Origin of the sequence: Belnapia moabensis DSM 16746 (genome assembly GCF_000745835.1) — a bacterium.
GTDB classification, from domain to species: domain Bacteria; phylum Pseudomonadota; class Alphaproteobacteria; order Acetobacterales; family Acetobacteraceae; genus Belnapia; species Belnapia moabensis.
This window is the reverse complement of record NZ_JQKB01000002.1, coordinates 33,527-58,182: the sequence shown is the minus strand read 5'-3', so window position 1 is coordinate 58,182 and position 24,656 is coordinate 33,527. Positions and strand designations below refer to the sequence as shown.

Genomic DNA, 24,656 nt, shown 5'->3' with positions numbered 1-24,656 from the left:
CAGGCCAGAACCCAGCCCATCGCCCCCGCCCAGGGGTTGCGCTTCGCCCTGACCGCGCCACCTGCCGCCCCGTCCCCTTCCTCCTGAAAGCCGACCGAAAGGCCGACGCCCGAGCCATGTCCGATACCCCAGGCAGCACCCCCTCCGAGCTGGCGGCCGAGGAGGCCCGCATCGGCGCGGAAGTGCTCGGGCTCGACAGGAGCACGGACCCCTTCGTCTCCGCCGTGCGCGCCACGCGCATGCCGATGATCGTCACCAATCCGCGCCTGCCCGACAATCCCGTCATCTTCGCCAACGACGCCTTCACCCGCCTCACCGGCTATGCGCGCGAGGAGATTCTCGGCCGGAACTGCCGCTTCCTCCAGGGGCCGGAGAGCGACCCGGCCACCGTCCGCGCCATCCACGACGCCGTCGAGGCGCGCGAGCCGATCGAGATCGACATCCGCAACCGCCGCAAGGACGGCTCTGCCTTCTGGAACCGGCTGCTGATCGCACCGGTCCGCGACGCCGCCGGCGAGCTGACCTACTTCTTCGCCAGCCAGCTCGACGTCACGACCGAGCGCGAGCGCATGGCCGGCCTGCGGAGCCACAATGCCGCGCTGCTGGCCGAGCTCAACGAGCGTCTCCGTTCACTGGAGGAGAGCGAGGCCCGGCTCCGCTTCGCCACCGAGGCCGGACGCCTCGGCATCTGGGAGCTCGATTTCCACAGTGGCGATCTCACCGCATCGCCCATCTGCCGGGCCGATTTCGGCCTCGGCTCCGACGCTCCCTTCACCTACGAGGTGCTCCGCGCCGCCCTGCATGCCGCCGACCGCCCGCGCTTCGAGGCGGCCATCGCGGAAGGCCTCCGCACCGGCCATGAATTCGGCCTCGAATGCCGCGTCCGCCGGCCTGACGGCCGCCCCGGCTGGATCGAGCTGCGCGCCCGCTTCCTCCGCGACGCCGGGGGCCGCCCGCTCCGCATGGCCGGCACCTCCCGCGACATCACCGCCCGCAAGCAGCAGCAGGCGCGGGACCGCGCCCTGCTGGAGCTCGACGACCGCCTCCGCGGCCTCGACGATCCCGCCGAGCTTGCCTATGCCGCCGCCGAGACCCTCGGCCGCACCCTCGAGGTCAGCCGCGCCGGCTATGGTCAGGTCGACCCGGTCGCCGAGACCATCGCCATCGAGCGGGACTGGAACGCTCCGGGCATCCGCAGCCTCGCCGGCCTGCTGCATTTCCGCGACTACGGCACCTATATCGAGGACCTGAAGCGCGGCGAGACCGTGGTCTTCGCCGATGCCGAGCGCGACCCGCGCACCGCCGCCACCGCCGCGGCGCTGAAGGCGATCAGCGCCCAGGCCGTCATTAACATGCCGGTAACCGAGCGCAACGGCCTGGTCGCGCTGCTCTACCTCAACCACGCCACCGCCCGCGACTGGCGCCCGGAGGAGATGGCCTTCGTCCGTGCCGTCGCGGAGCGGACCCGGATGGCCATCGCCCGGCGCCAGGCCGAGCAGGACCTGAAGTCGCTCGCCGCCTCCCTCGAGTCGGAGGTCGCCGCCCGCACCGCCGCGCTGATGGAGGCCGAAGCCGCGCTTCGCCAGTCGCAGAAGATGGAGGCGGTCGGCCAGCTCACGGGCGGCCTCGCCCACGACTTCAACAACCTGCTCGCCGGCATCGCCGGGAGTTTGGAATTGATGAAGACCCGCATCGCCCAGGGAAGGCTGAACGACGTCCCGCGCTACCTGACCGCCGCCCGCGGCGCCGCCGACCGCGCCGCCGCGCTGACCCACCGCCTGCTCGCCTTCTCCCGCCGCCAGACGCTGGAGCCGAAGCCGACCGATGCCAACCGCCTGATCGCGGGGCTGGAGGATCTGGTCCGCCGCACCGTCGGCCCCGCCATCACGGTGGAGGTGGTCGGCGCCGCCGGGCTCTGGCCGGTGATGGTCGACCGCAGCCAGCTCGAGAATGCCGTCCTCAACCTCTGCATCAATGCCCGCGACGCCATGCCCGATGGCGGCCGCATCACCGTCGAGACGGCCAATCGCTGGCTCGACGAGCGCGCCGGCGCCAGCCGCGACCTGCCGCCCGGCCAGTATGTGGCGATCGGCGTCAGCGACACCGGCTCCGGCATGCCGCCCGACATCATCGCCAAGGCCTTCGATCCCTTCTTCACGACGAAGCCGCTCGGCCAGGGCACCGGTCTCGGTCTTTCCATGATCTACGGCTTCGCGCGGCAGTCGGGCGGCCAGGTGCGGATCTACTCGGAGGTGGGGCAGGGGACGCTCGTCACCATCTACCTGCCGCGCCATTTCGGTCCGACGGAGGAAGCCGAGCCCGCCGCCGCCTCCAGCATCGCGCCGCGTGCCGAGCATGGCGAGACCGTGCTCATCGTCGATGACGAGCCGACGGTGCGCATGCTGGTCGCCGATGTGCTGGGCGAGCTGGGATACACCGCCATCGAGGCCGAGGACGGCGCCGCCGGCCTCCGCGTGCTGCGCTCCACCGCCCGCATCGACCTGCTCGTCACCGATGTCGGCCTGCCGGGCGGCATGAACGGCCGCCAGCTCGCCGATGCCGGGCGGGCGCTGCGCGACGGGCTCAAGGTGCTGTTCATCACCGGCTACGCCGAGAACGCCGCCATTGGCCATGGCCATCTTGAGCCGGGAATGCATGTGCTGACCAAGCCCTTCGCCATGGAGACGCTGGCCAACCGCATCCGCGAGATGATCGGCGCGCGGTGACCTGCTACAAGCCGCCCTCCACGCCCCAAGGGTGAAGCTGACCATGCCCCTCCGCATCGGCGTCCTCGGCACCGGCCATTTCGGCCGCTTCCACGCGCTGAAGCTCGCCGCGCGCGGCCTGCTCGCCGGCCTCTACGACGCCGATGCCGCCCGCGCCGCGCAGATCGCCGCGGAGACGGGCGCCCCGGCGCTCGCGCCCGAGACGCTGCTCGCCGCCTGCGACGCCGTGGTCATCGCCGTGCCCACCGCGCATCACCATGCGCTGGCGATGCAGGCGATCGCCGCCGGCCGCCACCTCTTCGTCGAGAAGCCGCTCGCTGGCTCGCTGGAGCATGGAAGGGAAATCCTGGCTGCCGCCCGCGCCGCCGGCCTGGTGCTGCAGGTCGGGCATATCGAGCGCTATTCGGCCGCCATCCGCACGCTGCGCGCCAGCGGCGCCGAAGCAGGCGCGATGAGCTTCGAGGCGACGCGCGTCGCCCCCTTCCGCCCGCGCAGCCTCGACGTCTCGGTGGTGCTGGACCTGATGATCCACGACCTCGACCTGGTGCTCAGCCTCGCCGCCTCGCCGCTCGCCGAGGTCCGGGCGAGCGGTGCCCGGATCATGTCGGGCCACCCGGATTTCGCCGTCGCCCATCTCCGCTTCGAGAGCGGGGCGCGGGCCACCATCACCGCCAGCCGCGTCAGCGTCGGGATGGAGCGCCGCCTGCGCATCCTCGGCACCCAGGGCGAGACCCGCGTGGACTTCCTGGCCCGCAGCCTCGAGCGCCTGCATCCGGGCGGCGAGGAGCCGGTCGAGACCATGCCCGGCTGGGGCATCACCCGCGCCACCTGGACCGAGCATGACAGCCTGGAGGCCGAGCAGGCCGCCTTCCTCGCCAGCATCGAGGCGGGCACCCCGGTCGAGGCGAGCGGCGAGGCGGGCCTTGCCGCGCTGGATGCCGCCCTCCGCATCGAGGCCGCCATCACTGGACTTTCCCGTTGCGTTCCTGTATAGAGTCTTGCGCGACCGAGCCGACGCGCGTCGGCGCCTCAAACCTTGAGGGGATTTGAGGCGGTTCGAGCCGCCTCAGCCCGGCCTTCTCCGACCATCTCCAGCACCGCCGCCGCCGCCGCCTCGCTCGGCGCGCCCTCCGGCGGCCGCAGCCGGCCGAGCGCCTCGGCGAAGCCCTCGCGCTGCGCCGCCGCCGCCTCGGGCTCGCGCAGCAGCCGCACCAGCCCCTCCGCCAGCAGCGCCGGGGTGCAGCGTTCCTGGAGGTATTCCGGCACCACCTCGCGCTCCGCTAGCAGGTTCACCAGCGAGACATGGGGCACCTTGATCAGCCGCCGGACGATCGCGGCGGTGATCGGATTGACCCGATAGCCCACCACATGCGGCACCCCGCCCACCGCCACTTCGAGGCTGGAGGTGCCCGATTTGATGAGTCCCGCTGCCGCCGCGGCGAAGGAATCGTATTTGTCCGAAACCTCCCGGACCAGCACCGGCTGCGCCGGCCATCCGGCGCAGCCCTCGCGCACCGTCTCCTCGACCGCCCCGGCCAGGGCCACCACCGGCCGCAGCCCCGGCACGGCCTGCCCCGTGAGCCGCAGCGCCTCGCCGAAGGTGCCGAGCAGCCGCCGCACTTCGGAGCGCCGGCTGCCCGGCATGACGACGACCACCCGCTCCTCCGGCCGGATGCCATGCGCTGCCCGGAAGCGCGCCGCATCCCCGCCATCGGCACCGCTCTCCAGCACCGGATGGCCGACGAAGCGAACCGGGATGCCGGCCGCCTCGAAGAAGGGCGGCTCGAAGGGCAGCAGCGCGAGGATGCGGTCCACCTCCTCGGCGATCCGCCGCACCCGTCCCGGCCGCCAGGCCCAGACCTGTGGCGCTACGTAATGCAGCACCGGGACACCGCGCGCCTTCACCCGCCCGCCGAGCCGGAGCGTGAAGCCCGGTGCATCGATGGTGACGAGCAGGGCCGGCCGCCTGGCGAGCACATCCGCCTCCGCCTCGGCCATGCGCCGGGCGAGGCGGCGGAGATTGGGCAGCACCTCCAGCAGCCCCATCAGGGAGAGTTCGCGCATGGGGAACAGGCTTCGGACGCCGTGCTCGGCCATTCGCTCGCCGCCGATGCCGGCGAATTCGAGGTCGGGCCGGTGCCGCCTGAGCGCCGCGATCAGCCGCGCGCCGAGGATGTCGCCCGAGGCCTCGCCGGCCGCCATGTAGATGAGGGTCATGCTCGCACCCGATCGACGGAGGGCTTGCCCGGAGGCGTGGACCGGCTACGCATCATGCAAAGATGGCCAGGGCAGGGGGGTCGACCGGCCCTTTCGGCCAGTCCCGATGATTGAGTACCGCCCCCTCCCGCCGCACCCGCTCGACAGCGCCGGGATCGAGCGAACAGAAGACCCAGCCGGGCTGATCCATCGCGCCCTCGGCCAGCACGCCATCCTCGGGGAAACCGCGGTCCACCGGCCCGTGCATCGAGGCCGCCCCATGATTGACATCGAGCGCCGCCGACCAGGGCGCCCGCCCCACCGTCGGCGCGACCGCGACGACGCATTGGTTCTCCAACGCCCGCGCCTGGGCCGAGAGGCGCACCCGGTTGTAGCCGTGGAGGCTGTCGGTGCAGGCCGGCACCAGCACCAGCCAGGCCCCGGCCTCCACCTGGGCCCGCACATGCTTGGGGAATTCGGCATCGTAGCAGACGGAGAGCCCGACCAGCCCCCAGGGCGTCGGGAACACCACGGGCCCCGCCCCGGCCGAGACGCCCCATCGCTCCGCCTCGAAGCGGGTCATCATCCGCTTGTCCTGGAAGGCGAGCCGCCCGTCCGGCGCGATCAGCGGCGCCCGGTTCACCACCCGGTCGCCCACCGCCATCGGCAGGCTGCCCGGCGCCAGCCAGACGCCATGCCGCAGCGCGACGCCGCGCATCGCCTCGACCACCGCGGGCGCGGCCTCGACCATGGCGCGCAGCTCTGCGGCCTCGCCGCCCGCGCCGCCGACGATCTCCATCGGCGCATATTCGGGCATCAGGAGGAGGTCGGCCCGTCCCTTGGCCTCGGCGACGAAGCCGTCGAGCCGCGCCGCATAGCCCTCGATCCCCGCCGGCCGCCCGACGGGCCAGGCCAGGGCGCCGAGCCGGAGGGCGGTCACAGCGAGTCCTTCAGCCAGAAGCCGAGCGCATGCGGCGTCTCCGCCGCATCGCCAGGCTCGCGCCAATGGAAGACGCAGGAAAGGTCGGGCCGCGGGACATAGCCGCGCCGCCGCCAGAACCCGTCGAGCGGGATGTAGCTGGGCGGCCGCCGCGGGTCGTTGGCGTTGCGCACCACAGAGCAGAAGGCCGTGGCCTGGAGGCCAAGCCGCCGCGCATGCGCCTCCCGCGCCGCGAAGAAGCCGAGGCCGATCCCCCGGCCGCGGAAGGCGGGCAGCAGAACGCTCTCGCCGAAATAGCAGAAGCGCGCGGGATCGAGCCCGCGTCGGCGGAAGGCGGCCTGCACCATCGCGTAGGATTCGCCCATGGGTTGGCAGGTCGCCATGCCGACCGGCTCCTCGCCTTCCCGGGCCACGACGATCGCCGCGTCACGCCCGGCAAGCAGGGTCGCCAGATAGGCTTCCTCCTGCGCCGCGTCGCCATCGTAAAGGTAGGGCCATTCGGCGAAGACCGCGATGCGCAGCCGCGCCAGCGCCGGCAGCACCGCCCGCGCGGCGGCGCCGTCCAGGGTTTCGAGCCTCATCGCGCGACCTCGCGCTCCCGTCGCGCGCTCTCGGCGAAGGCACGGAGGCCGTTCTCCACCACCGCCCGGTCGAGGTCGCGCAGGATGAAGACGAGGCGCGAGCGCCGGTCCGCATCGGGCCAGCGCTCCAGCATCAGCGGCGGGTGGAAGAGGCTTTGCACGCCATGGATGGCGACCGGCCGCTCCTCGCCCTCGATGTTCAGGATGCCCTTGATGCGCAGCACGCTCTCGCCCCGCGTCATGGTCAGCACCTCGAGCCAGGTGGCCAGCCCGTCCCAGGGCAGCGGCTCGTCGAAGGTGAGGCAGAAGCTGTGGATGCGGGCGTCGTGCCGGCTGACATCGTGGTGGTGATGGTGGTGATGCGGATCGGCGAAGGCCTCGGCATCCAGCCAGCGCCGCACATCGGGGTGCTTGCCAGCCACCTCGTAGAGCCCGCAATCGAGCAGCGCCGAGGCCGGGGCATCGGCCCGCAGCAGCGGCGCGCCGGGATTGAGGGTGCGCAGCCGCGCCTCGAGCGCCGCCACCGCCTGGGGTTCGGCGAGGTCGGTCTTGCTGAGGACGATGCGGTCGGCGACGGCGGCCTGCTTCACCGCTTCCATCTGCGCATCGAGCGTCGCCATGCCGGCCACCGCATCGACCAGCGTGACCACGCCGTCGAGCCGGTAGCGGGCGAGGAGCATGGGATCGGCCATCAGCGTCTGCAGGATCGGCGCCGGGTCGGCGAGGCCGGTGGTCTCGACGATGACGCGACGGATGTCGCGACCCATGAGGTCGCGCAGCGCCCGCACCAGGTCGCCCCGCACCGTGCAGCAGAGGCAGCCGGCATTGAGCAGCACGGTGTCGCCGTCGAGCCGCTCGATCAGCAGGTGGTCGAGGCCGATCTCGCCGAACTCGTTCACCAGCACCGCGGTGTTGGCGAGCGCCGGGTCGCGCAGGAGCCGGTTGAGCAGCGTCGTCTTGCCGGCGCCGAGGAAGCCGGTCAGCACCGTGACGGGGATCGTGCTCATGCGCCGTACAACGCCTCCGGCGAGACCTCGGGCTTGGTCAGCTCGGCCAGCACGCCGTCGCGGGGCGCGAGGTAGAAGCAGCTCCGCCGCCCGGTATGGCAGGCGACGCCGGTCTGGTCGACCAGCAGCAGCAGCGCGTCGCCGTCGCAGTCGAGGCGGATATCGACCAGCCGCTGCACCTGGCCCGAGGTCTCGCCCTTCCGCCAGAGCGCGTTGCGCGAGCGGGAGAAGTAGCAGGCGCGGCCGGTCGCCAGCGTCTCCTCCACCGCTGCGCGGTTCATCCAGGCGAGCATCAGCACCTCCCCGGTATCATGCTGCTGGGCGATGGCGGGGACGAGGCCGCGCAGGTCGAAGCGGATGGAGTCCAGCAGGGGGAGGCAGGGCTCCGGCTCGTGGGTCTTCGGGGGGCTGCTCATTCCCCTATATAAGGGCAGGATGCCCGGATGGAGGAGCCCATGCCCGACGCCCTGGAGGCGAGCCTCGACCGTGCCGCCTCCCTCTGCGCCCGGCGCGGCGCCCAGCTGACCGAGCTGCGCCGGCAGGTGCTGCGTTTGGTGCTGGAGAGCGGCCAGCCGGTCGGCGCCTATGCGCTGCTCGACCGGCTGAAGGCCAGCCGCGCCGGCGCCGCCCCGCCGACCGTCTACCGCGCCCTCGACTTCCTGGTGGAGCAGGGGCTGATCCACAAGGTGGAGCGGCTCGGCGCCTTCATCGGCTGCGCCGAGGTGGAGGAACACCCTGACGATTGCGATTGCGGCGCGGCGCATGACCATCCGCACCAGTTCCTGATCTGCGCCCGTTGCGGCGGGACGATGGAGATCAGCGACCCGGGCGTGGCGCTTGCCCTGCACCGCGCCGCTGCCGCAGCCGGCTTCGCGCTCACGCGCAGCACGGTGGAGGCGGAGGGGCTCTGCGCCGCCTGCCGGGACGCCGCAGGCTGATGCGGCGGCGCCTGCTGCCCGCGCTGCTCCTGCTGCTGCCCGCCCCGGCCTTCGCCCAAGCGCCGCAGCGGCCAGGGCCGGAGGCACGAAAGGCGGAGCTCGACCGCGCCTTCGACGCGCTGCGCACGGCGCCGGACGAGACGGGTGCGGCGCTGGTGGAGGCGCGCATCCGCGCCCTCTGGACCCAGGCGGCCAGCCCCTCGGTCGTGCTGCTGCTGCGCCGCGGCGCCCGCAACCTCGAAGCCCGGCTGCCGAACGAGGCGCTGGAGGATTGTGATGCCGCCATCACCCTGGCGCCGGATTTCGCCGAGGCCTGGTTCCTCCGTGCCCAGGCCTATCTGGCCGCCGGCGACGGGGCGGCGGCGGCGCGTGATCTGCAGGAGGTGCTGCGGCTGGAGCCGCGGCACTGGCCGGCGCTTCTCGCGCTCGCGGCGATCCAGGACGGGGCGGGCGATGCCAGAGGCGCGCTGCGCAGCCTGACCGCGGCGCTCACCATCAACCCACGCATGCCGGGCGGCGCGACGCGGCTGCGCGAGCAGCGGAGGAAGGCCGAGGGCGAGGCCACATAGGCGTGAAGTGCCATTCTGTTGCTGCATGGCAGCAAGATGGAATGATGAGTGGAATGTCATCTTCCGCAGCCTTAGATTGCATACGTGCAATCTTGACGTGCGGGATTACCGACCATGAACGAACTCATCTCCATGCTGCCCTGGGCGGTCGGCCTGATGGCCGCGGCGGCGGCGCTGACCCAGGTGCGCTGACCCGGCTGACGCTCAGCCCTCGATGAGGGCGCGGATCCGGCGGGCCAGGTTGCCCGCCTCGAAGGGCTTAGCGATCAGCGCCATGCCCGGCTCCAGCACATCGCCCGAGAGGCCGGCCGCATCGGCATAGCCGGTGACGAAGAGCACCTTCAGCCCCGGCCGCTGCTCTCTTGCCAGGCTGGCGAGTTGCCGGCCGTTCATGCCGCCGGGCAGGCCGACATCGGTGACCATCAGGTCGAGCTGCCAGTCGCCGCGCAGCAGGCCGAGCGCCTCACGCCCATCGACAGCCTCCAGCGCGTGATAGCCGAGGTCGTGCAGCACCTCGATGAGCACGCTGCGCACCACCGGCTCATCCTCGACCACCAGCACGGTCTCGCCGGTGCGGGCGGCGGGCGCGCCGGCGAGGCCGGGCAGGGGGCTGATGCGCACGGCGCTGGCGGCGCCGGCGTGGCGCGGCAGGCAGAGGCGCACGGCGGTCCCGGCGCCGGGCGCCGTGCGGATGTCGACCATGCCGCCCGACTGGCGGACGAAGCCATAGATCATCGACAGGCCGAGCCCGGTGCCCTGGCCGGTCGGCTTGGTCGTGAAGAATGGGTCGAAGGCGCGCGCCGCGACCGCGGGCGGCATGCCGATGCCGGTATCGCTGACCGTGATCGCGACATAATCGCCGGGTGGCGCCTCCTCGCCCGCCACGAGGCGGGTTTCGGCGGCGGCGATGGCGAGCCGGCCGCCGCCCGGCATGGCGTCGCGGGCATTGATGACGAGATTGAGGATGGCGTTCTCAAGCTGGTTCGGGTCGCAGAGCGTGGCCGGCAGGCCGGGCGCGATCTCGATCGAGAGGGTGATCGCCTCGCCGAGGGTGCGCCGCAGCAACTCCTCCATCGAGCGGATCAGGCCGACGACATCGACCGCGCGCGGGTCGAGCGGCTGGCGGCGAGCGAAGGCGAGCAGGCGCTGGGTCAGCGCCGCCGCGCGCTCGGCCGATTCAGTGGCGGCGGCGACGTAGCGGGCCGTCTCGGCGACGCGGCCTTCGGCGACGCGCTTCTTCAGCAGGGCCAGCGAGCCGATGATGCCGGTCAGCAGGTTGTTGAAGTCATGCGCGATGCCGCCGGTGAGCTGGCCGACCGCCTCCATCTTCTGCGCTTGGCGCAGCTGCTCCTCGGCCGCGGCCAGGGCGGCGGCGGCGTCCTTCTCGGCGGTGACGTCGCGACCGAGGGCGTGGATCTGCCCCTCGGCCGGCACCGCGGTCCAGGAAATCCAGCGCCAGCTGCCATCGGCATGGCGGTAGCGGTTCTCGAAGCGCAGTGTAGTCAGGCCATCGGCCAGGCGGCCGGCCTCCTTCATGGTGGCTGCGATGTCCTCGGGATGGATGAGATCGGCGAAAGAGGTGCCTGGCAGGATCGCCGCGTCGCGACCGAGCAGGCGCTCCCAGGCCGGATTGACCGCGACGATGGTGCCGTCGAACTCGGCGACCAGCATCAGGTCCTGGGAGAGGCGCCACATCCGGTCGCGCTCCCGCGTCCTTTCGCCGACGCGGGCCTCCAACTGGGTGTTGAGGGTCCGCAGCGCGGCCTCGGCCTGGCGCTGCTCCTCGATGTCGATATTCATGCCGACCCAGGATTGCAGCCGGCCCTCGGCGTCGAGCAGCGGCACGCCGCGGGCGAGGGTCCAGCGCCAGCCGCCGGCATGGTGGCGGAGACGGTATTCGACCTCGTAGGGGCGCAGGCCGGCGACGCTTTCGCGCCAGCGGTCTTCGGCCTCGGCACGGTCCTCGGGGTGGACGACGTTCAGCCAGCCGTAGCCGATCCATTCCTCCGGGGTCTGGCCGGTGAAGGCGCGCCAGGAGGGCGAATCCTCCCGAACCATGCCATCAGCATCGGTGGTCCAGACCATCAGGGCGGAGGCTTCGACCAGAGCGCGGAAGCGGGCCTCGCTCTCCGCCACCGCGGCGGTGGCCTGCTGGCGCTCGGAGATGTCGATCACCGAGCCTATGAAGCCGAGATACTCGCCCTGCTCGCCAAAGCGGGGCACCGCCTTGTCGAGAACCCAGGCGAGGCTGCCATCGGCCCGACGCAGCCGGTAATCCGCCTGGAAGGGCTCCCGCGCTGCATTGGCCGCGCGGAAGCTGGCCTCCACCCGAGGCCTGTCCTCAGGATGCGAGGTGTCGAGCCATCCGAAGCCCTCGCCCGTGCCGGGGGCTTGGCCGGTGAACTCGTACCAGCGGCTGTTGAGGTAGCTGCAATGGCCATCCGGCTCGGTGGTCCAGATCATCACCGGCGCATGGTCGGCCATGGTGCGGAAGCGGGCCTCGCTCTCGCGGAGCGCCGCCTCGGCCGTGGCACGCTGGCGGTCGGCGAGGAGTTGGCCGGTGGTCTCGGTGCACACGCAGAACATGCCGGCGATCGTCCCGTCCTCGTCGCGGACGGGGCTGTAGGAGAAGGTGTACCAGGTATCCTCCGGATAGCCGTGCCGCTCCATGACGAGGTACATGTCCTCGGCCCAGGTGGCCTCGCCGGCCAGCGCCCGGTCGACCAAGGGCAGGATGTCCGGCCAGATCTCGGCCCAGATCTCCTGGAATGGCCGGCCCATGGCGCGCGGGTGCTTGGCACCCAGGATCGGCTCATAGCCGTCGTTGTAGAGGAAGGCGAGCTGCGGTCCCCAGGCGACGAACATGGGGAAGCGCGAGGCGAGCATGAGCCCGACCACGGTGCGCAGCGAGGCGGGCCAGCCCTCTGGCGGACCGAGCGGAGATTGCGACCAGTCGAGCCCGCGCATCAGCGCGCCCATGCGGCCGCCACCCGCCAGGAAGGCGGGCCGGGCAGGCGCCCTGGTGTCGGAATGCTCGGTCAGCACGGCCTCGCGGGGCGGAAGGCAGCCGCCGGACGGTTCCGCCCGGCAGCCTCGGAGCTCAACTCGTTATGGAAAGACGGACCGCAAGGGGGCCCGGCCGATCACATCCCAAGGGCGCGCTTGTAGAGGTCGAGCAGCGTCTCCTGCTCCTCCACCTCGGCCGGCTCCTTCTTGCGGAGCGAGATCAGCGTGCGGACCACCTTGACGTCGAAGCCGGCCGACTTGGCCTCGGCGTAGATGTCTTTGATGTCGTTGGCGAGCGCCTTGCGCTCCTCCTCCAGCCGCTCGATCCGCTCGATGATCGAGCGCAGCCGGTCAACGGCGATGCCGCCCACCTCCGGGTCCGGATCGGCTTCCTGGCGGGCGCGGCTGGCGCGGGCTTCGTCCTCGTAGTCGATGTCGCTCATCTGCTGCCTAGCTCCAGGGCGGGCGGCGCTCCTAGACCATGATCGCCGCCAATGGAAGCGAGAAACACGGCCTAGTCCGTTGTTTTGTCGCGTGAATCATGCGGCCGGCCAGACCGGCCCGCGCCGCTCACGCTCCTACCGCGCCCGCGGCCCGGCAGCAACGACGATCAGCCGTGGCCGGGGTTGGAGGCGGCGAACTGCGCCTTCTGTGCCGCGGTCGCCTCGACCTGGTGCTTCGCCTGCCACTCCTTGTAGGGCATGCCGTAGATGATCTCCCGCGCCTCGGGGTCGGCGAGCGGGATACCCTTTTCCTCGGCGGCGGCGCGGTACCACTTGCTGAGGCAGTTCCGGCAGAAGCCGGCGAGGTTCATCAGGTCGATGTTCTGCACGTCGGTCCGCTCGCGCAGGTGCTCCACCAGGCGGCGGAAGGCGGCGGCCTCAAGCTCGGTGCGGGTGGCGGGGTCGATATCGGGCATGGGTCTCTCCCTCTCGGTCAGGGCCCTAGATGGTCCATACTGGCGCCGAGGCAAAGGGGAGGGGGAGCAGAGCATGGCCGCAGACCGGAACGATGCCTGGGACGATGCGCGGGCGCGGGCGGCGCTGCACCGGGTGTTCCAGGCGGCACTGGCGGCGGCGGACCCGCTGACCGCGCTGCCGGCGCATCTGCCGGAGGCGCCACGGGGCCGCTGCATCGTCATCGGCGTCGGCAAGGCGGCGGCGAAGATGGCGCTCGCGGTGGAACGGGCCTGGGCCGGACGGCCGCTATCCGGCCTCGTCATCACCACCCATGGCGCCGACGTGCCGGACCCGCCGCCGGGGCGGCGGATCGCGGTGCGGTTCGGCAGCCACCCGGTGCCCGATGCGGCCGGAGCGGCAGCGGCGGCCGAAATGCTCGGGCTGCTGCGAGGGCTCTCGGCTGAGGACCTTGTGCTGTTCCTCGTCTCGGGCGGTGGCTCCTCGCTTTCGACCCTGCCGGCGGCGGGCCTCTCCCTCGACGATCTGATGGCGGTGAACCGGGAGCTGCTGCGTTCCGGCGCGCCGATCCAGGAGATGAATTGCATCCGCAAGCATCTCTCGACCTTCTCCGGCGGGCGGGTGGCAGCGGCGGCGCATCCGGCGAGGGTGGTGACGCTGGCCATCTCCGACGTGCCGGGGGACGACCCGGCAGTGATCGCCTCCGGCCCGACGGTGCCCGACCCCACCAGCTTCGCCGAGGCGCGGGCGCTGGCCGCGCATTACGGGATGCGCCTGCCGCCCGCCGTCATGCGGCATCTGGAGGAGGCGCGGGAGGAAAGCCCGAAGCCGGGTGACCCGCGCCTCACGGGCGCGGAACTCAGGATGATCGCCACGCCCTTGATGGCGCTCCGGGCCATGGCGCGGGAGGCGGAGGCGATCGGCCTCGCCCCGCTCATCCTCGGCGATGCGTTGGAAGGCGAGGCCTCGGTGCTTGGAAAGGTCTTGGCCGGCATCGCCCGGAGCAGCGCGGCGCATGGGCTGCCGGTCGGACGGCCGGCGCTGATCCTCTCTGGTGGGGAGACAACGGTGACCTTGCCGCCCGGCGCCGGCGGCCGGGGCGGGCGCAGCATGGAGGGGCTGCTCGGCCTGGCGCTGGCGCTGGAAGGGCACCCCGGCATCTGGGCGCTGATGGCGGATACCGATGGGATCGACGGCAAGTCGGATGCCGCGGGCGCCATCGCGGCGCCGGATACGCTGGTGCGGGCCCGGGCGGCGGGGCTCGACCCGAGGGCCATGCTCGCCGCCCATGACAGCTACGGGGTCTTCGCCGCGCTCGGGGACCTCATCGTCACCGGGCCGACGCTGACCAATGTGAACGATGTCCGGGCGGTGATCGTAACTTAACATGCCTTTCCAAATTTAAGCCAAAGCGGTCCTGGCGGCATGGGCTTAAACTTTGTAAGTTACACCCATGCGCGACCCAGAACTGGATGACCTTCTCGCCCGACGCGGCACCGTCACCCGCATCGCGACCGCCCTCGGCATCTCCCCGGCCGCGGTTTCGCAATGGCAGCGCGTGCCCGCCGACCGGGTCGCCGAGCTGTCCCGCCTGCTCGACCTGCCGCCGCATCGGCTGCGGCCGGACCTCCACAAGACCCCGCTCGAAGGGAACACGCCCCGCATGGCCACACGCATCCCGCTGCGCCGCCGCCGCCGCACCAAGATCGTGGCGACCCTCGGCCCGGCCAGCTCCAGCCCCGAGGTGATCGAGCGGCTCTACCGGGCAGGGGCCGATGTCTTCCGCCTGAACTTCTCCCACGGCAGCCACGCCGACCATGCCGAGCGCATCGCCATTATCCGCGCGCTGGAGCGGAAGGTCGGGCGGCCCATCGGCATCCTCGCCGATGTGCAGGGGCCGAAGCTCCGCGTAGGGCGCTTCCAAGGCGGGCGGGTGCAGCTGCAGACCGGCCAGCCCTTCCGCCTCGACCTCAGCCCCAATCCGGGCGATGTGCGCCGGGTGCAGCTGCCGCATCCGGAGATCATCAAGGCGGCGCAGATCGGCACCTCGCTCCTGCTCGACGACGGCAAGCTGCGGCTCCGGGTCACGCGCGTGCGCGAGGACCACCTGGAAACGGAGATCGTCGTCGGCGGGCCGCTCTCCGACCGCAAGGGTGTCAATGTCCCCGATGTGGCGCTGCCGATCCCGGCGCTGACGGAGAAGGACCGCGAGGACCTCTCCTTCGTCCTCGATCGGGGCGTCGAGTATATCGGCCTCAGCTTCGTCCAGCGGCCGGAGGACGTGGCGGAGACCAAGGCGATCTGCGCCGGCCGCGCCCTCGTCATGGTGAAGATGGAGAAGCCGCAGGCGGTCGAGAATCTCGACGCCATCATCGCGCTGGCCGATTGCGTCATGGTGGCGCGCGGCGACCTCGGCGTCGAGCTGCCGCCGGAGGAGGTGCCACTGGTGCAAAAGCGCATCGTGCGTGCGGCACGCGCCCTGGGCCGGCCGGTGGTCGTCGCCACGCAGATGCTGGAGAGCATGATCTCGGCGCCGGCGCCGACGCGGGCGGAAGCATCGGACGTCGCCACCGCTGTGTTCGATGGAGCGGATGCGGTGATGCTCTCGGCCGAGACGGCGGCGGGGCAGTACCCCTTCGAGGCTGTCAACATGATGGACCGCATCGTGGCACGGGTTGAGCAGGACCCGGACTGGCGCTCGCTCACCGACAATGCCCGGCCGGCACCGGAGCCCAACAGCGCCGGCGCCATCGCCGCCGCGGCGCGGCAGGTGGCGCATACCATCGGCGCCCAGGTGATCGCGACCTTCACCTCGACCGGCTCGACGACCCTGCGTGTCGCCCGCGAGCGGCCGGATTGTCCGATCCTCGGCCTCACCGCCAGCATCGAGAGCGCGCGGCGGCTCGCCGTCGTCTGGGGCGTGCATCCGCTGGTCTCGCAAGAGCCGCATTCGATGTCGGATATGGTGGCGAAGGCGCTGCGCTCGGCCCAGGCCGAGGGCTTCGCCGCGCCGGGGCAGGAAGTGGTGGTGACCGCGGGCGTTCCCTTCGGCACGCCTGGCACCACCAATGCGCTGCGGGTGGCATCGGTGAAGTAGGACGCAAAGGGAGGGGAGGGGATGAAGAAGCTGGTCAACGACCCGCGCCATGTGGTGCGGGAGATGCTCGAAGGCCTGTGCGACCTGCATCCCGGCCTCGCCCTGCTGGACGGCGAGCTGGTGGTTGTCCGCGCCGGGCTGCCAGTGCCCGCGGCGCGGCCGGTTGCGGTGCTCTCGGGCGGCGGGGCGGGGCATGAGCCGGCCCATGCCGGCTATGTCGGGCCCGGCCTGCTGGCGGGCGCCATCGCCGGCGATGTCTTCACCTCTCCGAGCGTCGATGCGGTGCTGAGCGGCATCCGCGCCGCGGCCGGGTCGACGGGGGCGGTGCTGATCGTCAAGAACTACACCGGCGACCGGCTGAATTTCGGTCTCGCCGCCGAGCTGGCGCGGGCGGAGGGCATCCCCTGCGAGGTGGTCGTCGTCGCTGATGACGTGGCGCTGCGCGAAACGGTGCCGCCGGAGCGGCGCCGCGGCATCGCCGGTACGGTGCTGGTCCACAAGCTGGCCGGCGCCGCCGCGGCGGCGGGGCAGGGGGTGGCGGAGGTCGCGGCCATCGCCCGCGCGGCGGCGACGGAGCTGGGCAGCATGGGGGTCGCGCTCGGCGCCTGCACCGTGCCGGCGGCGGGGAAGCCGGGCTTCGCCCTGGGCGAGGGCGAGATCGAGCTGGGCCTTGGCATCCATGGCGAGCAGGGCGTCGAGCGCGCGGCCATGGCACCGGCGGATGCGCTGGTCGGGCGGATGCTTGGGGCGATCCTCGCCGATCGCGGGCTCGGCGCGGGCGACCGGGTGGCGCTGCTGGTCAATGGGCTGGGCGGGACGCCGCCGATGGAGCTGTCGATCGTCGCCCGCCGCGCCATCGGCCTGCTGCGCGAGCGGGGGCTGGTGGTGGAGCGGGCCTGGGCCGGCAACTTCCTCACCGCGCTGGAGATGCCGGGCTGCTCCCTCTCCCTGCTGAAGCTGGACGATGTACGGCTCGCCCTGCTCGATGCGCCTGGCGAGGCGCCCGCTTGGCCAGGCCCTGGGCGGATCGCGGCGCGGGCCGTCGTGGTGGCGCCGCCGGCCGCGCCGCTTACCTTCGGCGCGCCGGGGCCGCTGGCGCCCCGGCTGCAGGCCGCAGGGCTGGCGGTGGCGGCGGCGCTGGAAGCAGCGGAAGCCCGGCTGACCGAGCTGGACGCCGCGGCCGGCGATGGCGATCTCGGCCTCAGCATGGTGCGCGGCGCGGCGGCGATCCGCGCCTTGCCGGAAGGTGCCTGGGCCGATTCGCCGACGGCGCTGGCCGCGCTTGGCGAGGCGCTGCGGCGGGCGCTCGGCGGCAGTTCGGGGCCGTTCTACGCGACGGGCCTGCTGCGGGCGGCGCGGGCGATGCAGCAGGGCGGTGACTGGCCGGCTGCCTTCCGCGCCGGGATCGTGGCCATCGCCGAGCTGGGCGGCGCAAAGCCGGGCGACAGGACCATGCTGGACGCGCTGGCCCCAGCGGCGGAGGCGCTGGAGCAGGGCGGCCTCGCCGCGGCGGCCGAGGCGGCGGAGCAAGGGGCGGCGGCGACCGCGGCGATGACCCCGCGGCTCGGCCGAGCGAGCTATCTCGGCGCGCGGGCGGTCGGCGTGCCGGATGCCGGGGCGGCGGCGGTCGCGGTCTGGATGCGTGCCTTGGCCGGAGCGGTTTGACCATTCCTCCATGCTCGCTCATGCTTCCGGTGGGGACAGGACGCCGCTGCCGAAAGGAAACCGATCCGATGCCCGATACCGCAATTCCGCTGCTCGACCTCGGCCCCGCCTTCGCCGACGAGCCCGGCGCGCTGGAGGCCGCCGCCGCCGAGTTGCGCCGCATCTGCGAGACCGTCGGCTTCCTCTTCATCGCCAATCATGGCGTGCCCTGGTCGCTGGTGGATGCGACCTTCGATGCCGCTGCACGCTTCCACGCCCAGCCGCTCGAGGCGAAGATGGCGGTGAAGCTCGACGACGCCATGCAGGGCTACCTGCCCTACAAGAGCAGCACCACGCGGGCCAACGGCCTCGTCGCCGTGCGCAAGCCGAACGAGAACGAGGCCTTCTTCGTCAACCCGGAGCGCGACCCGGCCCGCCCGGCCAATCGCTGGCCGGAGGCGATCCCCGAATTCCGCGAGGTGACGCTGCGCTACTTCGCCGCGCTCGAGGCGCTGGCGATGCGGCTGCTGCCGGTCTATGCCCGCGCGCTTGACCTGCCGCCGGACTACTTCACGCCGCTCTGCGACCGCTCGCTCAGCTCGCTGCGGCTGACGCACTATCCGCCGGTGCAGTACGGCTCCGACGAGTACGGCATCGCGCCGCATACCGATTCGAGCTTCTTCACGCTGCTGGCGCAGAACCCGGTGCCCGGCCTGCAGATCCGCACCCAGGAGGGCGAGTGGATCTCGGCGCCTGTCATCCCGCAGACCTTCGTGGTCAATACCGGCGACGTGTTGAACCGCTGGACCAACGGGCGCTTCCTCTCGACGCCGCACCGCGCCTTCAACACGATGGATGCGCCGCGCTACGCCATCCCCTACTTCTTCCACCCCAACCCCGAGACGATGATCGAGGCGCTGCCCACCTGCGTCAGCGAGGCCAACCCGCCGCGCTTCCCGGCGCAGACGGTCGGCGAGTACATGGCCTGGTTCCGTGGCCAGAATTACGCGCATTTCCGCAAGGATAAGGCCGCCGCCGCCGAATAGGCGGCCAACAACGCCAGCCACGGCCCAACGCTTTCTGGAGAGCGTCAATGAGGCTGTGCCGTCTTGCCCTGCTGCTGCTCCTGCTGCCCTGCGCCGCATTGCCATCCTCGGCTTGGGCTCAGGACCGCCGGAGCACGCTGCGGGTGTCGCTGAATACCGAGCTGCAGATTCTCGACCCGCTGGTGACGACGATCAACGCCACCCGGGTCTTTGCCTATCTGGTCTTCGACACGCTGGTCAGCCTCGACGCAGAGGGGGTCTACCGGCCGCAGATGCTCGAGGGCTGGGCGATCAGCCCCGACCGGCTGACCTATACCTTCACCCTGCGCGACGGGCTGGAATGGAGCGACGGCCAGCCGGTCACGGCCGAGGATTGCGTCGCCTCGATCCGCCGCTGGGCGAAGCGGGAGGCGCTCGGCGCCCAGCTGATGGCGGCGACGCGCGAGATGCGGGTGCTGGACGCGAAGCGCTTCGAGATCGCGCTCAACCGGCCCTTCGCCTTCGTCATCGATGCGCTGGGCAAGGCGGGGCACACCATCCCGGTGATGATGCCGGCGCGGATCGCCGCCGGCGACCCGAACACGGCGGTGACGGAGATCGTGGGCTCTGGCCCCTACCGCTTCCTGCAATCCGAGTGGCGGCCGGGCGAGCGGGCGAGCTTCGTCCGCAACCCGCGTTACCGGCCGCGCGAGGAGCCGCCCTCGGCGCTGGCCGGCGGCAAGGTGGCGCGCATGGAGCGGATCGAACTGGTCAGCATCACCGACCAGGCGACGCGCGCCGCCGCGCTCGAGTCGGGCGAGCTCGACTTCCTCGAGATCCTGCCCCTCGACTTCGTTGCCCGGATGCGGCGGAACCGGAACCTGGCGGTCGGCCAGCCGCGCGGCATCGACCAGTTCCTCGCTGTGCTGAACGTCAACCATGCGGTGCCGCCCTTCAACGACCCGGGCGTCCGCCGTGCTTTGCAAGCGGCGATCATGCAGCCCGAGGTGATGGCGGCGATGGGGCTGCCGGACGACATGGTCGTGCCCTGGTGCGGCTCGATCTATATGTGCAACGCCGCCGGCACGACCGAAGCAGGGACCGAGGGGCTACGCGCCGCCTCGACCGAGCGGGCTCGCACCCTGCTGCGCGCTACCGGCTACCGGGGCGAGCCGGTGGTCTTCCTCCATGCCGCGGCCTCGGCGCTGCTGAACCCGATCGGCCTCGTCATGGCCGACCAGATGCGGCGGGCGGGCTTCAATGTCGATCTCCGCAGCACCGATTACGCGACCGTCGCGCAGAAGCGTCTGAGCCGGGCGCCGGTGGAGCAAGGCGGCTGGTCGGTGGCACCGATCGTGCTGAACGGCGTCGACATGGTGAACCCGCTGGCGAACCCGCTGATCGCCTATAACTGCGTCGAGTATCCCGGCTGGTACTGCGACGCGCGGCTGAAGGGCCTCACCGTCCGCTACTCCGAGGCGGCGACGCCGGAGGAGCGGCGGCGGCTGGCGGACGAGTTGCAGACGGTGGTGCATGACGCCGTGACCTTCATCCCCGGCGGGCAGTTCTCCGGGCCGCCGGCCTGGCGGGCGGACCTGCGCGGGGTGGTGCCCTTCAGCTTCCCGGTCTTCTGGGGCATCGAGCGGCGGTGATGGGGAGGGCGCCCCGGGCCTTGCCCCGGGGCGCCGGCCATGCCATATGCGCCGCGCTGCCGCCGGGCCTACCCGGCGCGGCAAATTCGCACGCGGCGCGCCCTTCCATCAGGCAGGGTCCGGTCCCGGTTTCCGGGAAGGCGCCGCGGAGGCCCAACCGGACTGACAGGAAGGATCTCGCCCATCATGGCGATGCCCCAGGTTTCCCTTCGCCTGCTGCTCGAGGCAGGCGTCCATTTCGGCCACCATACGCGGCGCTGGAACCCGCGCATGGCGCCCTACATCTTCGGCGTCCGCAACCAGGTCCACATCCTCGACCTGCAGCAGACCGTCCCTATGCTGGACCGCGCGCTGCGCGCCGTCCGCGACGTGGTGGCGGCCGGCGGGCGCGTGCTCTTCGTCGGCACCAAGAAGGCGGCAGCCGAGTACGTGGCCGAGGCCTCGACGCGCTGCGGCCAGTACTACGTGAACCACCGCTGGCTGGGCGGCATGCTCACCAACTGGAAGACCATCACGGGCTCGATCAAGCGCCTGAAGCAGATGGAGGAGCAGCTCGGCGGCAACATCCAGGGTCTCACCAAGAAGGAGATCCTGATGCTGACGCGCGAGAAGGAGAAGCTCGACCGCGCGCTCGGCGGCATCAAGGAGATGGGCGGCCTGCCCGACATCATCTTCGTCATCGACGTGGTGAAGGAGAAGCTGGCGATCGAGGAGGCCAACAAGCTCGGCATCCCCGTCATCGCCGTGGTGGACAGCAATGCCGATCCGCAGGGCGTCGCCTTCCCGATCCCGGGCAATGACGACGCGATCCGCGCGATCAACCTCTACTGCGACCTGATCGCCGGCGCCGTCATCGACGGCATCTCGGCCGGGCTGCAGGCCTCGGGCGTCGATATGGGCGCCGTCGAGGAGTTGCCCGAAGACGAGGCGCTGACCGCCGCCGCCGAGGAGGCAACGCCGGAGGAGTTCACCGCGGCCGCGGCGGCCGAGGAAGCCCCGGCCGAGCAGCCTGCCGCCCAGGGCTGAGAGTTCGCGCCGCCTCCGGGCGGGATGTTTGGATGTGACGATGAGCGGCCGTCCGGGATGGGCGGCCGCAATCCTATGGAGGGTTGATCCATGGCCGAAATCACCGCAGCGATGGTCCGCGACCTGCGCGACAAGACCGGCGCCGGCATGATGGACTGCAAGAAGGCCCTGGTTGAGTCGAATGGCGACATGGAAGCCGCGATCGACTGGCTGCGGAAGAAGGGCCTCTCGGCCGCCGCGAAGAAGTCCGGCCGCGTCGCCGCCGAGGGGCTGGTCGGCGTCGCCAGCGCGCCGAACGTCGCCGCCATGGTCGAGGTGAATGCCGAGACCGACTTCGTCGCCCGCAACGAGCAGTTCCAGAATTTCGTCGCCGAGGTGGCGGGGCTGGCGCTGACCGTCGGCGAGGATGTCGAGGCGCTGAAGGCGGCGACCTATCCCGGCGCCCAGCACAGCGTGGCCGAGGAGCTGACGCGCCTCATCGCCACCATCGGCGAGAACATGACGATCCGTCGCGCCCGCCGGCTCGAGGTCAGCAGCGGCGCCGTCGCCACCTATACCCACAACGCCATCCGCCCCGGCCTCGGCAAGATCGGGGTGCTGGTCGCGCTGGAGGGGGCCTCCGAGATCGATGCGCTCGAGGGCCTTGGCCGGCAGATCGGCATGCATGTCGCCGCCACCCGTCCGGAGGCACTCGACGTCACCGCCGTCGACCCCGCCTCGCTCGAGCGGGAGAAGGCGGTGCTCTCCGAGCAGGCTCGTGCCAGCGGCAAGCCGGAGGCCATCATCGAGAAGATGGTCGAGGGCCGCATCCGCAAGTACTACGAGGAAGTGGTGCTGCTGGAGCAGGTCTGGGTGCATGACGGCGAGAGCCGCGTGAAGGCGATCGTCCAGAAGACCGGCGGCAAGCTGACGGGCTTCGCCCGCTTCCAGCTCGGCGAGGGCATCGACAAGCCGGTCGGGCCCGACTTCGCCTCCGAAGTGGCGAAGGTCTCGGGCGTCGGCGCCGCCTGAGCCGAAACCGTTGCATGCGGGTGGAGCCTCTGCTCACCCGCATGTGGCGTCCGCGGCTCGACCAGGGCCTTGCGGGGCCGGGGGCCGCTGCATATCGTTCCTCGCCCCCGTGACGGTCCCATAATGAACCAGCCGACCAGCTACAAGCGTGTCATGCTCAAGGTGTCCGGCGAGGCGCTGATGGGCAACCGCGACTACGGCCTCGAATCCGCTACCGTCCGCCGCATCGCCGAGGATGTGAAGGGCGCGGTCGCGCTCGGCGCGGAGGTCTGCCTCGTCATCGGCGGCGGCAACATCTTTCGCGGCATCGCCGGCGCGGCGGCCGGCATGGACCGCGCCCAGGCCGACTACATGGGCATGCTGGCGACGGTGATGAACGCGCTGGCCATGCAGTCGGCGCTCGAGAAGCAGGGCCTGCCGACCCGAGTGCTGAGCGCCATCCCCATGCAGTCGCTCTGCGAGCCCTATATCCGTAGGCGGGCCATCCGCCACATGGAGAAGGGCCGGGTGGTGATCTTCGCCGCCGGCACGGGCAACCCCTTCTTCACCACCGACACCGCCGCCGCGCTCCGCGCCGCCGAGATGGAATGCGACGCGCTCTTCAAGGGCACGCAGGTGGATGGCGTCTACTCCGCCGACCCGCGCAAGAACCCGAAGGCGGAGCGCTACGTCACGCTCACCTATCTCGACATGCTCGCCCGCGACCTGCTGGTGATGGATGCCGCGGCGATCAGCCTCTGCCGCGAGAACAAGCTGCCGATCATCGTCTTCAATATCCACGAGCCCGGCGCCTTCACGGCCGTCATGAAGGGCGAGGGGAAGTTCACCACGGTGGTCGAGCAGCACTGACACCGCCGCCCGCTTCCCGCCATCTTCGCATGGTGGATTGGGCTTGAATGCGCCCTGGGCGCGCTATGACGAGGCCTGGGACCATGTCCAGGGCCGCACCGATCGGGAGAGACAGGCCATGCCGGCCGACCTCAAGACGCTGAAGCAGGACCTGACGCGCCGCATGGACGGCGCGATCGAGATGCTGAAGAAGGAATTCACCGGTCTGCGGACCGGCCGCGCCAGCCCGGCGCTGCTGGAGCCGATCCGGGTGGAGGCCTATGGCAACAACCAGCCGCTGAACCAGGTGGCCAATGTCTCGGTCTCCGGGCCGGGGCTGCTCTCCGTCCAGGTCTGGGACAAGTCGGTGGTGAAGGCGGTCGAGATCGCCATCCGCGACTCCGGGCTGGGGTTGAACCCGCAGACCGAGGGGCAGGTGATCCGCGTGCCGCTGCCGCCGCTGACCCAGGAGCGGCGCAACGAGCTCATCAAGACCGCCGGCAAGTATGCCGAGAGCGCCAAGGTGGCGATCCGCGGCGTGCGGCGGGACGGCATGGAGCAGGTGAAGGCGCAGGAGAAGGACAAGAAGGCGCCGATCAGCCAGGACGATGTGAAGCACTGGTCCGACGAGGTGCAGAAGCTGACCGATCAGTACATCAAGCAGATCGACAGCACGCTGGCCGAGAAGGAGAAGGACATCCGGCAGGTTTGAGCCTCGTGTCCGGCGCCCCCAAGCTCCAGCCGCTGCCCGATGCCGCCCCGCAGGGAACGTCCCCCGGCGCGCTGCCGCAGCACGTGGCCATCATCATGGACGGCAATCGGCGCTGGGCAGAGGCCCGCGGCCTGCCGGTCGCGCTCGGCCACAAGGCGGGGGCGGAGGCGGTGCGCCGCACCATCGAGGCCTGTGCCGGACAGGGCATCGGCTGGCTGACCCTTTTCGCCTTCTCCTCGGAGAACTGGCTGCGGCCGGCCGATGAGGTGCGGGCGCTGACCGGCCTGTTGAAGGTCTATCTGCGCTCCGAGGTCGCTACCTTCGCCAAGGAGGGCATCCGCCTCCGGGTGATCGGCGACCGGGCGCGGTTCGGCGCCGAGATGGTGCGGGAGATTGACCAGGCGGAGGAGGTCACCGCCGGCGGGACCCGGCTGAACCTCAATGTCGCGCTGTCCTATGGCGCACGGGACGAGATCCTCGCTGCGGCGCGGGCCGTGGCGGCGGCGGCGCGGGAGGGGCGGCTCGATCCGGAGGCGATCGACGACGCGGCCTTCGCGCGGCACCTCTTCACCGCCGGCATGCCGGACCCGGACCTCATCATCCGCACCTCGGGCGAGCAGCGGCTGTCGAATTTCCTGCTCTGGCAGGCGGCCTATGCCGAATTCGTCTTCCAGGACGTGCTCTGGCCGGATTACGGCGCCGAGCATCTGGCGCGGGCGCTCCGCGAATATGGCAGGCGGGAGCGGCGCTTTGGCGCCCGCACGGGCTGAGCGGTCGCCAC

Annotated in this window: 22 protein-coding genes; 14 read left to right on the top strand and 8 right to left on the bottom strand. The window is 71.5% G+C overall.

Features of this window, described 5'->3' with window-relative positions; translation table 11 throughout:
- Positions 1-116 precede the first annotated feature (116 nt).
- Complete coding sequence (locus EP26_RS01320) at positions 117-2,726, top strand: PAS domain-containing protein (RefSeq protein WP_043334871.1); 2,610 nt, start codon at positions 117-119, stop codon at positions 2,724-2,726.
- Between the two features lie 43 nt (positions 2,727-2,769).
- On the top strand, positions 2,770-3,720 hold the full coding sequence (locus tag EP26_RS01315) for a Gfo/Idh/MocA family protein (protein WP_043334869.1): 951 nt from the start codon (positions 2,770-2,772) through the stop codon (positions 3,718-3,720).
- 35 nt (positions 3,721-3,755) lie between these two features.
- On the opposite strand, the gene lpxB is transcribed toward EP26_RS01315, so the two are convergent.
- The 5 genes from lpxB to hisI are packed head-to-tail and all read right to left on the bottom strand — an operon-like array spanning position 3,756 to position 7,866.
- Entirely contained in the window at positions 3,756-4,943 is a 1,188-nt protein-coding gene (gene lpxB / locus EP26_RS01310) for a lipid-A-disaccharide synthase (RefSeq protein WP_043334868.1), read from the bottom strand.
- A gap of 52 nt (positions 4,944-4,995) precedes the next feature.
- On the bottom strand, positions 4,996-5,862 hold the full coding sequence (locus EP26_RS01305; RefSeq protein ID WP_043334866.1) for a carbon-nitrogen hydrolase family protein: 867 nt from the start codon (positions 5,860-5,862) through the stop codon (positions 4,996-4,998).
- Entirely contained in the window at positions 5,859-6,443 is a 585-nt protein-coding gene (locus EP26_RS01300) for a GNAT family N-acetyltransferase (protein WP_043334863.1), read from the bottom strand. Before EP26_RS01300 ends, EP26_RS01305 begins: the two co-directional genes overlap by 4 nt.
- Positions 6,440-7,450 carry a CobW family GTP-binding protein gene (locus EP26_RS01295; protein WP_043334861.1) on the bottom strand — a complete coding sequence of 337 codons (1,011 nt, stop codon included), beginning with the start codon at positions 7,448-7,450 and terminating at the stop codon, positions 6,440-6,442. Before EP26_RS01295 ends, EP26_RS01300 begins: the two co-directional genes overlap by 4 nt.
- Positions 7,447-7,866 (bottom strand): phosphoribosyl-AMP cyclohydrolase, encoded by a 420-nt coding sequence (hisI, locus tag EP26_RS01290; RefSeq protein ID WP_052388660.1) that lies wholly within the window; start codon positions 7,864-7,866, stop codon positions 7,447-7,449. Before hisI ends, EP26_RS01295 begins: the two co-directional genes overlap by 4 nt.
- Positions 7,867-7,905: 39 nt before the next feature.
- Between hisI and EP26_RS01285 the strand changes: the two genes are divergently transcribed.
- Both EP26_RS01285 and EP26_RS01280 read left to right on the top strand, forming a co-directional pair.
- Entirely contained in the window at positions 7,906-8,388 is a 483-nt protein-coding gene (locus EP26_RS01285) for a Fur family transcriptional regulator (RefSeq protein ID WP_084112261.1), read from the top strand.
- Positions 8,388-8,957 (top strand): tetratricopeptide repeat protein, encoded by a 570-nt coding sequence (locus tag EP26_RS01280; protein WP_052388659.1) that lies wholly within the window; start codon positions 8,388-8,390, stop codon positions 8,955-8,957. Before EP26_RS01285 ends, EP26_RS01280 begins: the two co-directional genes overlap by 1 nt.
- A 204-nt stretch (positions 8,958-9,161) precedes the next feature.
- Here EP26_RS01280 and EP26_RS37240 read toward each other — a convergent pair whose 3' ends face one another.
- The 3 genes from EP26_RS37240 to EP26_RS01265 all read right to left on the bottom strand — a co-directional run bounded on the left by EP26_RS37240 (position 9,162) and on the right by EP26_RS01265 (position 12,882).
- Complete coding sequence (locus EP26_RS37240; RefSeq protein WP_245624260.1) at positions 9,162-12,002, bottom strand: hybrid sensor histidine kinase/response regulator; 2,841 nt, start codon at positions 12,000-12,002, stop codon at positions 9,162-9,164.
- A gap of 98 nt (positions 12,003-12,100) precedes the next feature.
- Entirely contained in the window at positions 12,101-12,406 is a 306-nt protein-coding gene (locus EP26_RS01270) for a DUF2312 domain-containing protein (RefSeq protein WP_043334855.1), read from the bottom strand.
- Positions 12,407-12,573: 167 nt separating this feature from the next.
- Positions 12,574-12,882 (bottom strand): DUF1244 domain-containing protein, encoded by a 309-nt coding sequence (locus tag EP26_RS01265; protein ID WP_043334853.1) that lies wholly within the window; start codon positions 12,880-12,882, stop codon positions 12,574-12,576.
- 73 nt (positions 12,883-12,955) lie between these two features.
- Between EP26_RS01265 and EP26_RS01260 the strand changes: the two genes are divergently transcribed.
- The 10 genes from EP26_RS01260 to uppS all read left to right on the top strand — a co-directional run bounded on the left by EP26_RS01260 (position 12,956) and on the right by uppS (position 24,645).
- Entirely contained in the window at positions 12,956-14,266 is a 1,311-nt protein-coding gene (locus tag EP26_RS01260) for a glycerate kinase type-2 family protein (protein ID WP_043334851.1), read from the top strand.
- Between the two features lie 67 nt (positions 14,267-14,333).
- A complete protein-coding gene (gene pyk / locus EP26_RS01255; RefSeq protein ID WP_157033370.1) occupies positions 14,334-15,977 on the top strand; it encodes a pyruvate kinase in 1,644 nt (547 codons plus the stop codon).
- Between the two features lie 21 nt (positions 15,978-15,998).
- Positions 15,999-17,642: a dihydroxyacetone kinase family protein gene (locus EP26_RS01250; protein WP_043334849.1), complete on the top strand. Its 1,644-nt coding sequence runs from the start codon at positions 15,999-16,001 to the stop codon at positions 17,640-17,642.
- Between the two features lie 68 nt (positions 17,643-17,710).
- A complete protein-coding gene (locus EP26_RS01245; RefSeq protein WP_043334848.1) occupies positions 17,711-18,667 on the top strand; it encodes an isopenicillin N synthase family dioxygenase in 957 nt (318 codons plus the stop codon).
- A gap of 47 nt (positions 18,668-18,714) precedes the next feature.
- Positions 18,715-20,298: an ABC transporter substrate-binding protein gene (locus tag EP26_RS01240; RefSeq protein WP_043334845.1), complete on the top strand. Its 1,584-nt coding sequence runs from the start codon at positions 18,715-18,717 to the stop codon at positions 20,296-20,298.
- Between the two features lie 186 nt (positions 20,299-20,484).
- Positions 20,485-21,324, top strand: a complete 840-nt coding sequence (gene rpsB, locus EP26_RS01235) for a 30S ribosomal protein S2 (RefSeq protein WP_043334843.1) — start codon at positions 20,485-20,487, stop codon at positions 21,322-21,324.
- Between the two features lie 90 nt (positions 21,325-21,414).
- Complete coding sequence (tsf, locus tag EP26_RS01230) at positions 21,415-22,335, top strand: translation elongation factor Ts (RefSeq protein ID WP_043334841.1); 921 nt, start codon at positions 21,415-21,417, stop codon at positions 22,333-22,335.
- A gap of 123 nt (positions 22,336-22,458) precedes the next feature.
- On the top strand, positions 22,459-23,184 hold the full coding sequence (pyrH, locus tag EP26_RS01225) for a UMP kinase (RefSeq protein WP_043334839.1): 726 nt from the start codon (positions 22,459-22,461) through the stop codon (positions 23,182-23,184).
- A 118-nt stretch (positions 23,185-23,302) separates the two neighbouring features.
- Positions 23,303-23,875, top strand: coding sequence for a ribosome recycling factor (frr, locus tag EP26_RS01220; protein WP_043335107.1), 573 nt, complete (start codon positions 23,303-23,305; stop codon positions 23,873-23,875).
- A 5-nt stretch (positions 23,876-23,880) separates the two neighbouring features.
- On the top strand, positions 23,881-24,645 hold the full coding sequence (uppS, locus tag EP26_RS01215) for a polyprenyl diphosphate synthase (RefSeq protein ID WP_052388693.1): 765 nt from the start codon (positions 23,881-23,883) through the stop codon (positions 24,643-24,645).
- Positions 24,646-24,656: the final 11 nt, after the last annotated feature.

Excerpts from the sequence above, each read along its gene's own strand:
- EP26_RS01320 (WP_043334871.1), top strand. The coding sequence starts at position 117 with ATGTCCGATACCCCAGGCAGCACCCCCTCCGAGCTGGCGGCCGAGGAG.
- EP26_RS01315 (WP_043334869.1), top strand. The coding sequence starts at position 2,770 with ATGCCCCTCCGCATCGGCGTCCTCGGCACCGGCCATTTCGGCCGCTTC.
- lpxB (WP_043334868.1), bottom strand. The coding sequence starts at position 4,943 with ATGACCCTCATCTACATGGCGGCCGGCGAGGCCTCGGGCGACATCCTC.
- EP26_RS01300 (WP_043334863.1), bottom strand. The coding sequence starts at position 6,443 with ATGAGGCTCGAAACCCTGGACGGCGCCGCCGCGCGGGCGGTGCTGCCG.
- EP26_RS01295 (WP_043334861.1), bottom strand. The coding sequence starts at position 7,450 with ATGAGCACGATCCCCGTCACGGTGCTGACCGGCTTCCTCGGCGCCGGC.
- hisI (WP_052388660.1), bottom strand. The coding sequence starts at position 7,866 with ATGAGCAGCCCCCCGAAGACCCACGAGCCGGAGCCCTGCCTCCCCCTG.
- EP26_RS01285 (WP_084112261.1), top strand. The coding sequence starts at position 7,906 with ATGCCCGACGCCCTGGAGGCGAGCCTCGACCGTGCCGCCTCCCTCTGC.
- EP26_RS01280 (WP_052388659.1), top strand. The coding sequence starts at position 8,388 with ATGCGGCGGCGCCTGCTGCCCGCGCTGCTCCTGCTGCTGCCCGCCCCG.
- EP26_RS01270 (WP_043334855.1), bottom strand. The coding sequence starts at position 12,406 with ATGAGCGACATCGACTACGAGGACGAAGCCCGCGCCAGCCGCGCCCGC.
- EP26_RS01265 (WP_043334853.1), bottom strand. The coding sequence starts at position 12,882 with ATGCCCGATATCGACCCCGCCACCCGCACCGAGCTTGAGGCCGCCGCC.
- EP26_RS01260 (WP_043334851.1), top strand. The coding sequence starts at position 12,956 with ATGGCCGCAGACCGGAACGATGCCTGGGACGATGCGCGGGCGCGGGCG.
- pyk (WP_157033370.1), top strand. The coding sequence starts at position 14,334 with ATGCGCGACCCAGAACTGGATGACCTTCTCGCCCGACGCGGCACCGTC.
- EP26_RS01250 (WP_043334849.1), top strand. The coding sequence starts at position 15,999 with ATGAAGAAGCTGGTCAACGACCCGCGCCATGTGGTGCGGGAGATGCTC.
- EP26_RS01245 (WP_043334848.1), top strand. The coding sequence starts at position 17,711 with ATGCCCGATACCGCAATTCCGCTGCTCGACCTCGGCCCCGCCTTCGCC.
- EP26_RS01240 (WP_043334845.1), top strand. The coding sequence starts at position 18,715 with ATGAGGCTGTGCCGTCTTGCCCTGCTGCTGCTCCTGCTGCCCTGCGCC.
- rpsB (WP_043334843.1), top strand. The coding sequence starts at position 20,485 with ATGGCGATGCCCCAGGTTTCCCTTCGCCTGCTGCTCGAGGCAGGCGTC.
- tsf (WP_043334841.1), top strand. The coding sequence starts at position 21,415 with ATGGCCGAAATCACCGCAGCGATGGTCCGCGACCTGCGCGACAAGACC.
- pyrH (WP_043334839.1), top strand. The coding sequence starts at position 22,459 with ATGAACCAGCCGACCAGCTACAAGCGTGTCATGCTCAAGGTGTCCGGC.
- frr (WP_043335107.1), top strand. The coding sequence starts at position 23,303 with ATGCCGGCCGACCTCAAGACGCTGAAGCAGGACCTGACGCGCCGCATG.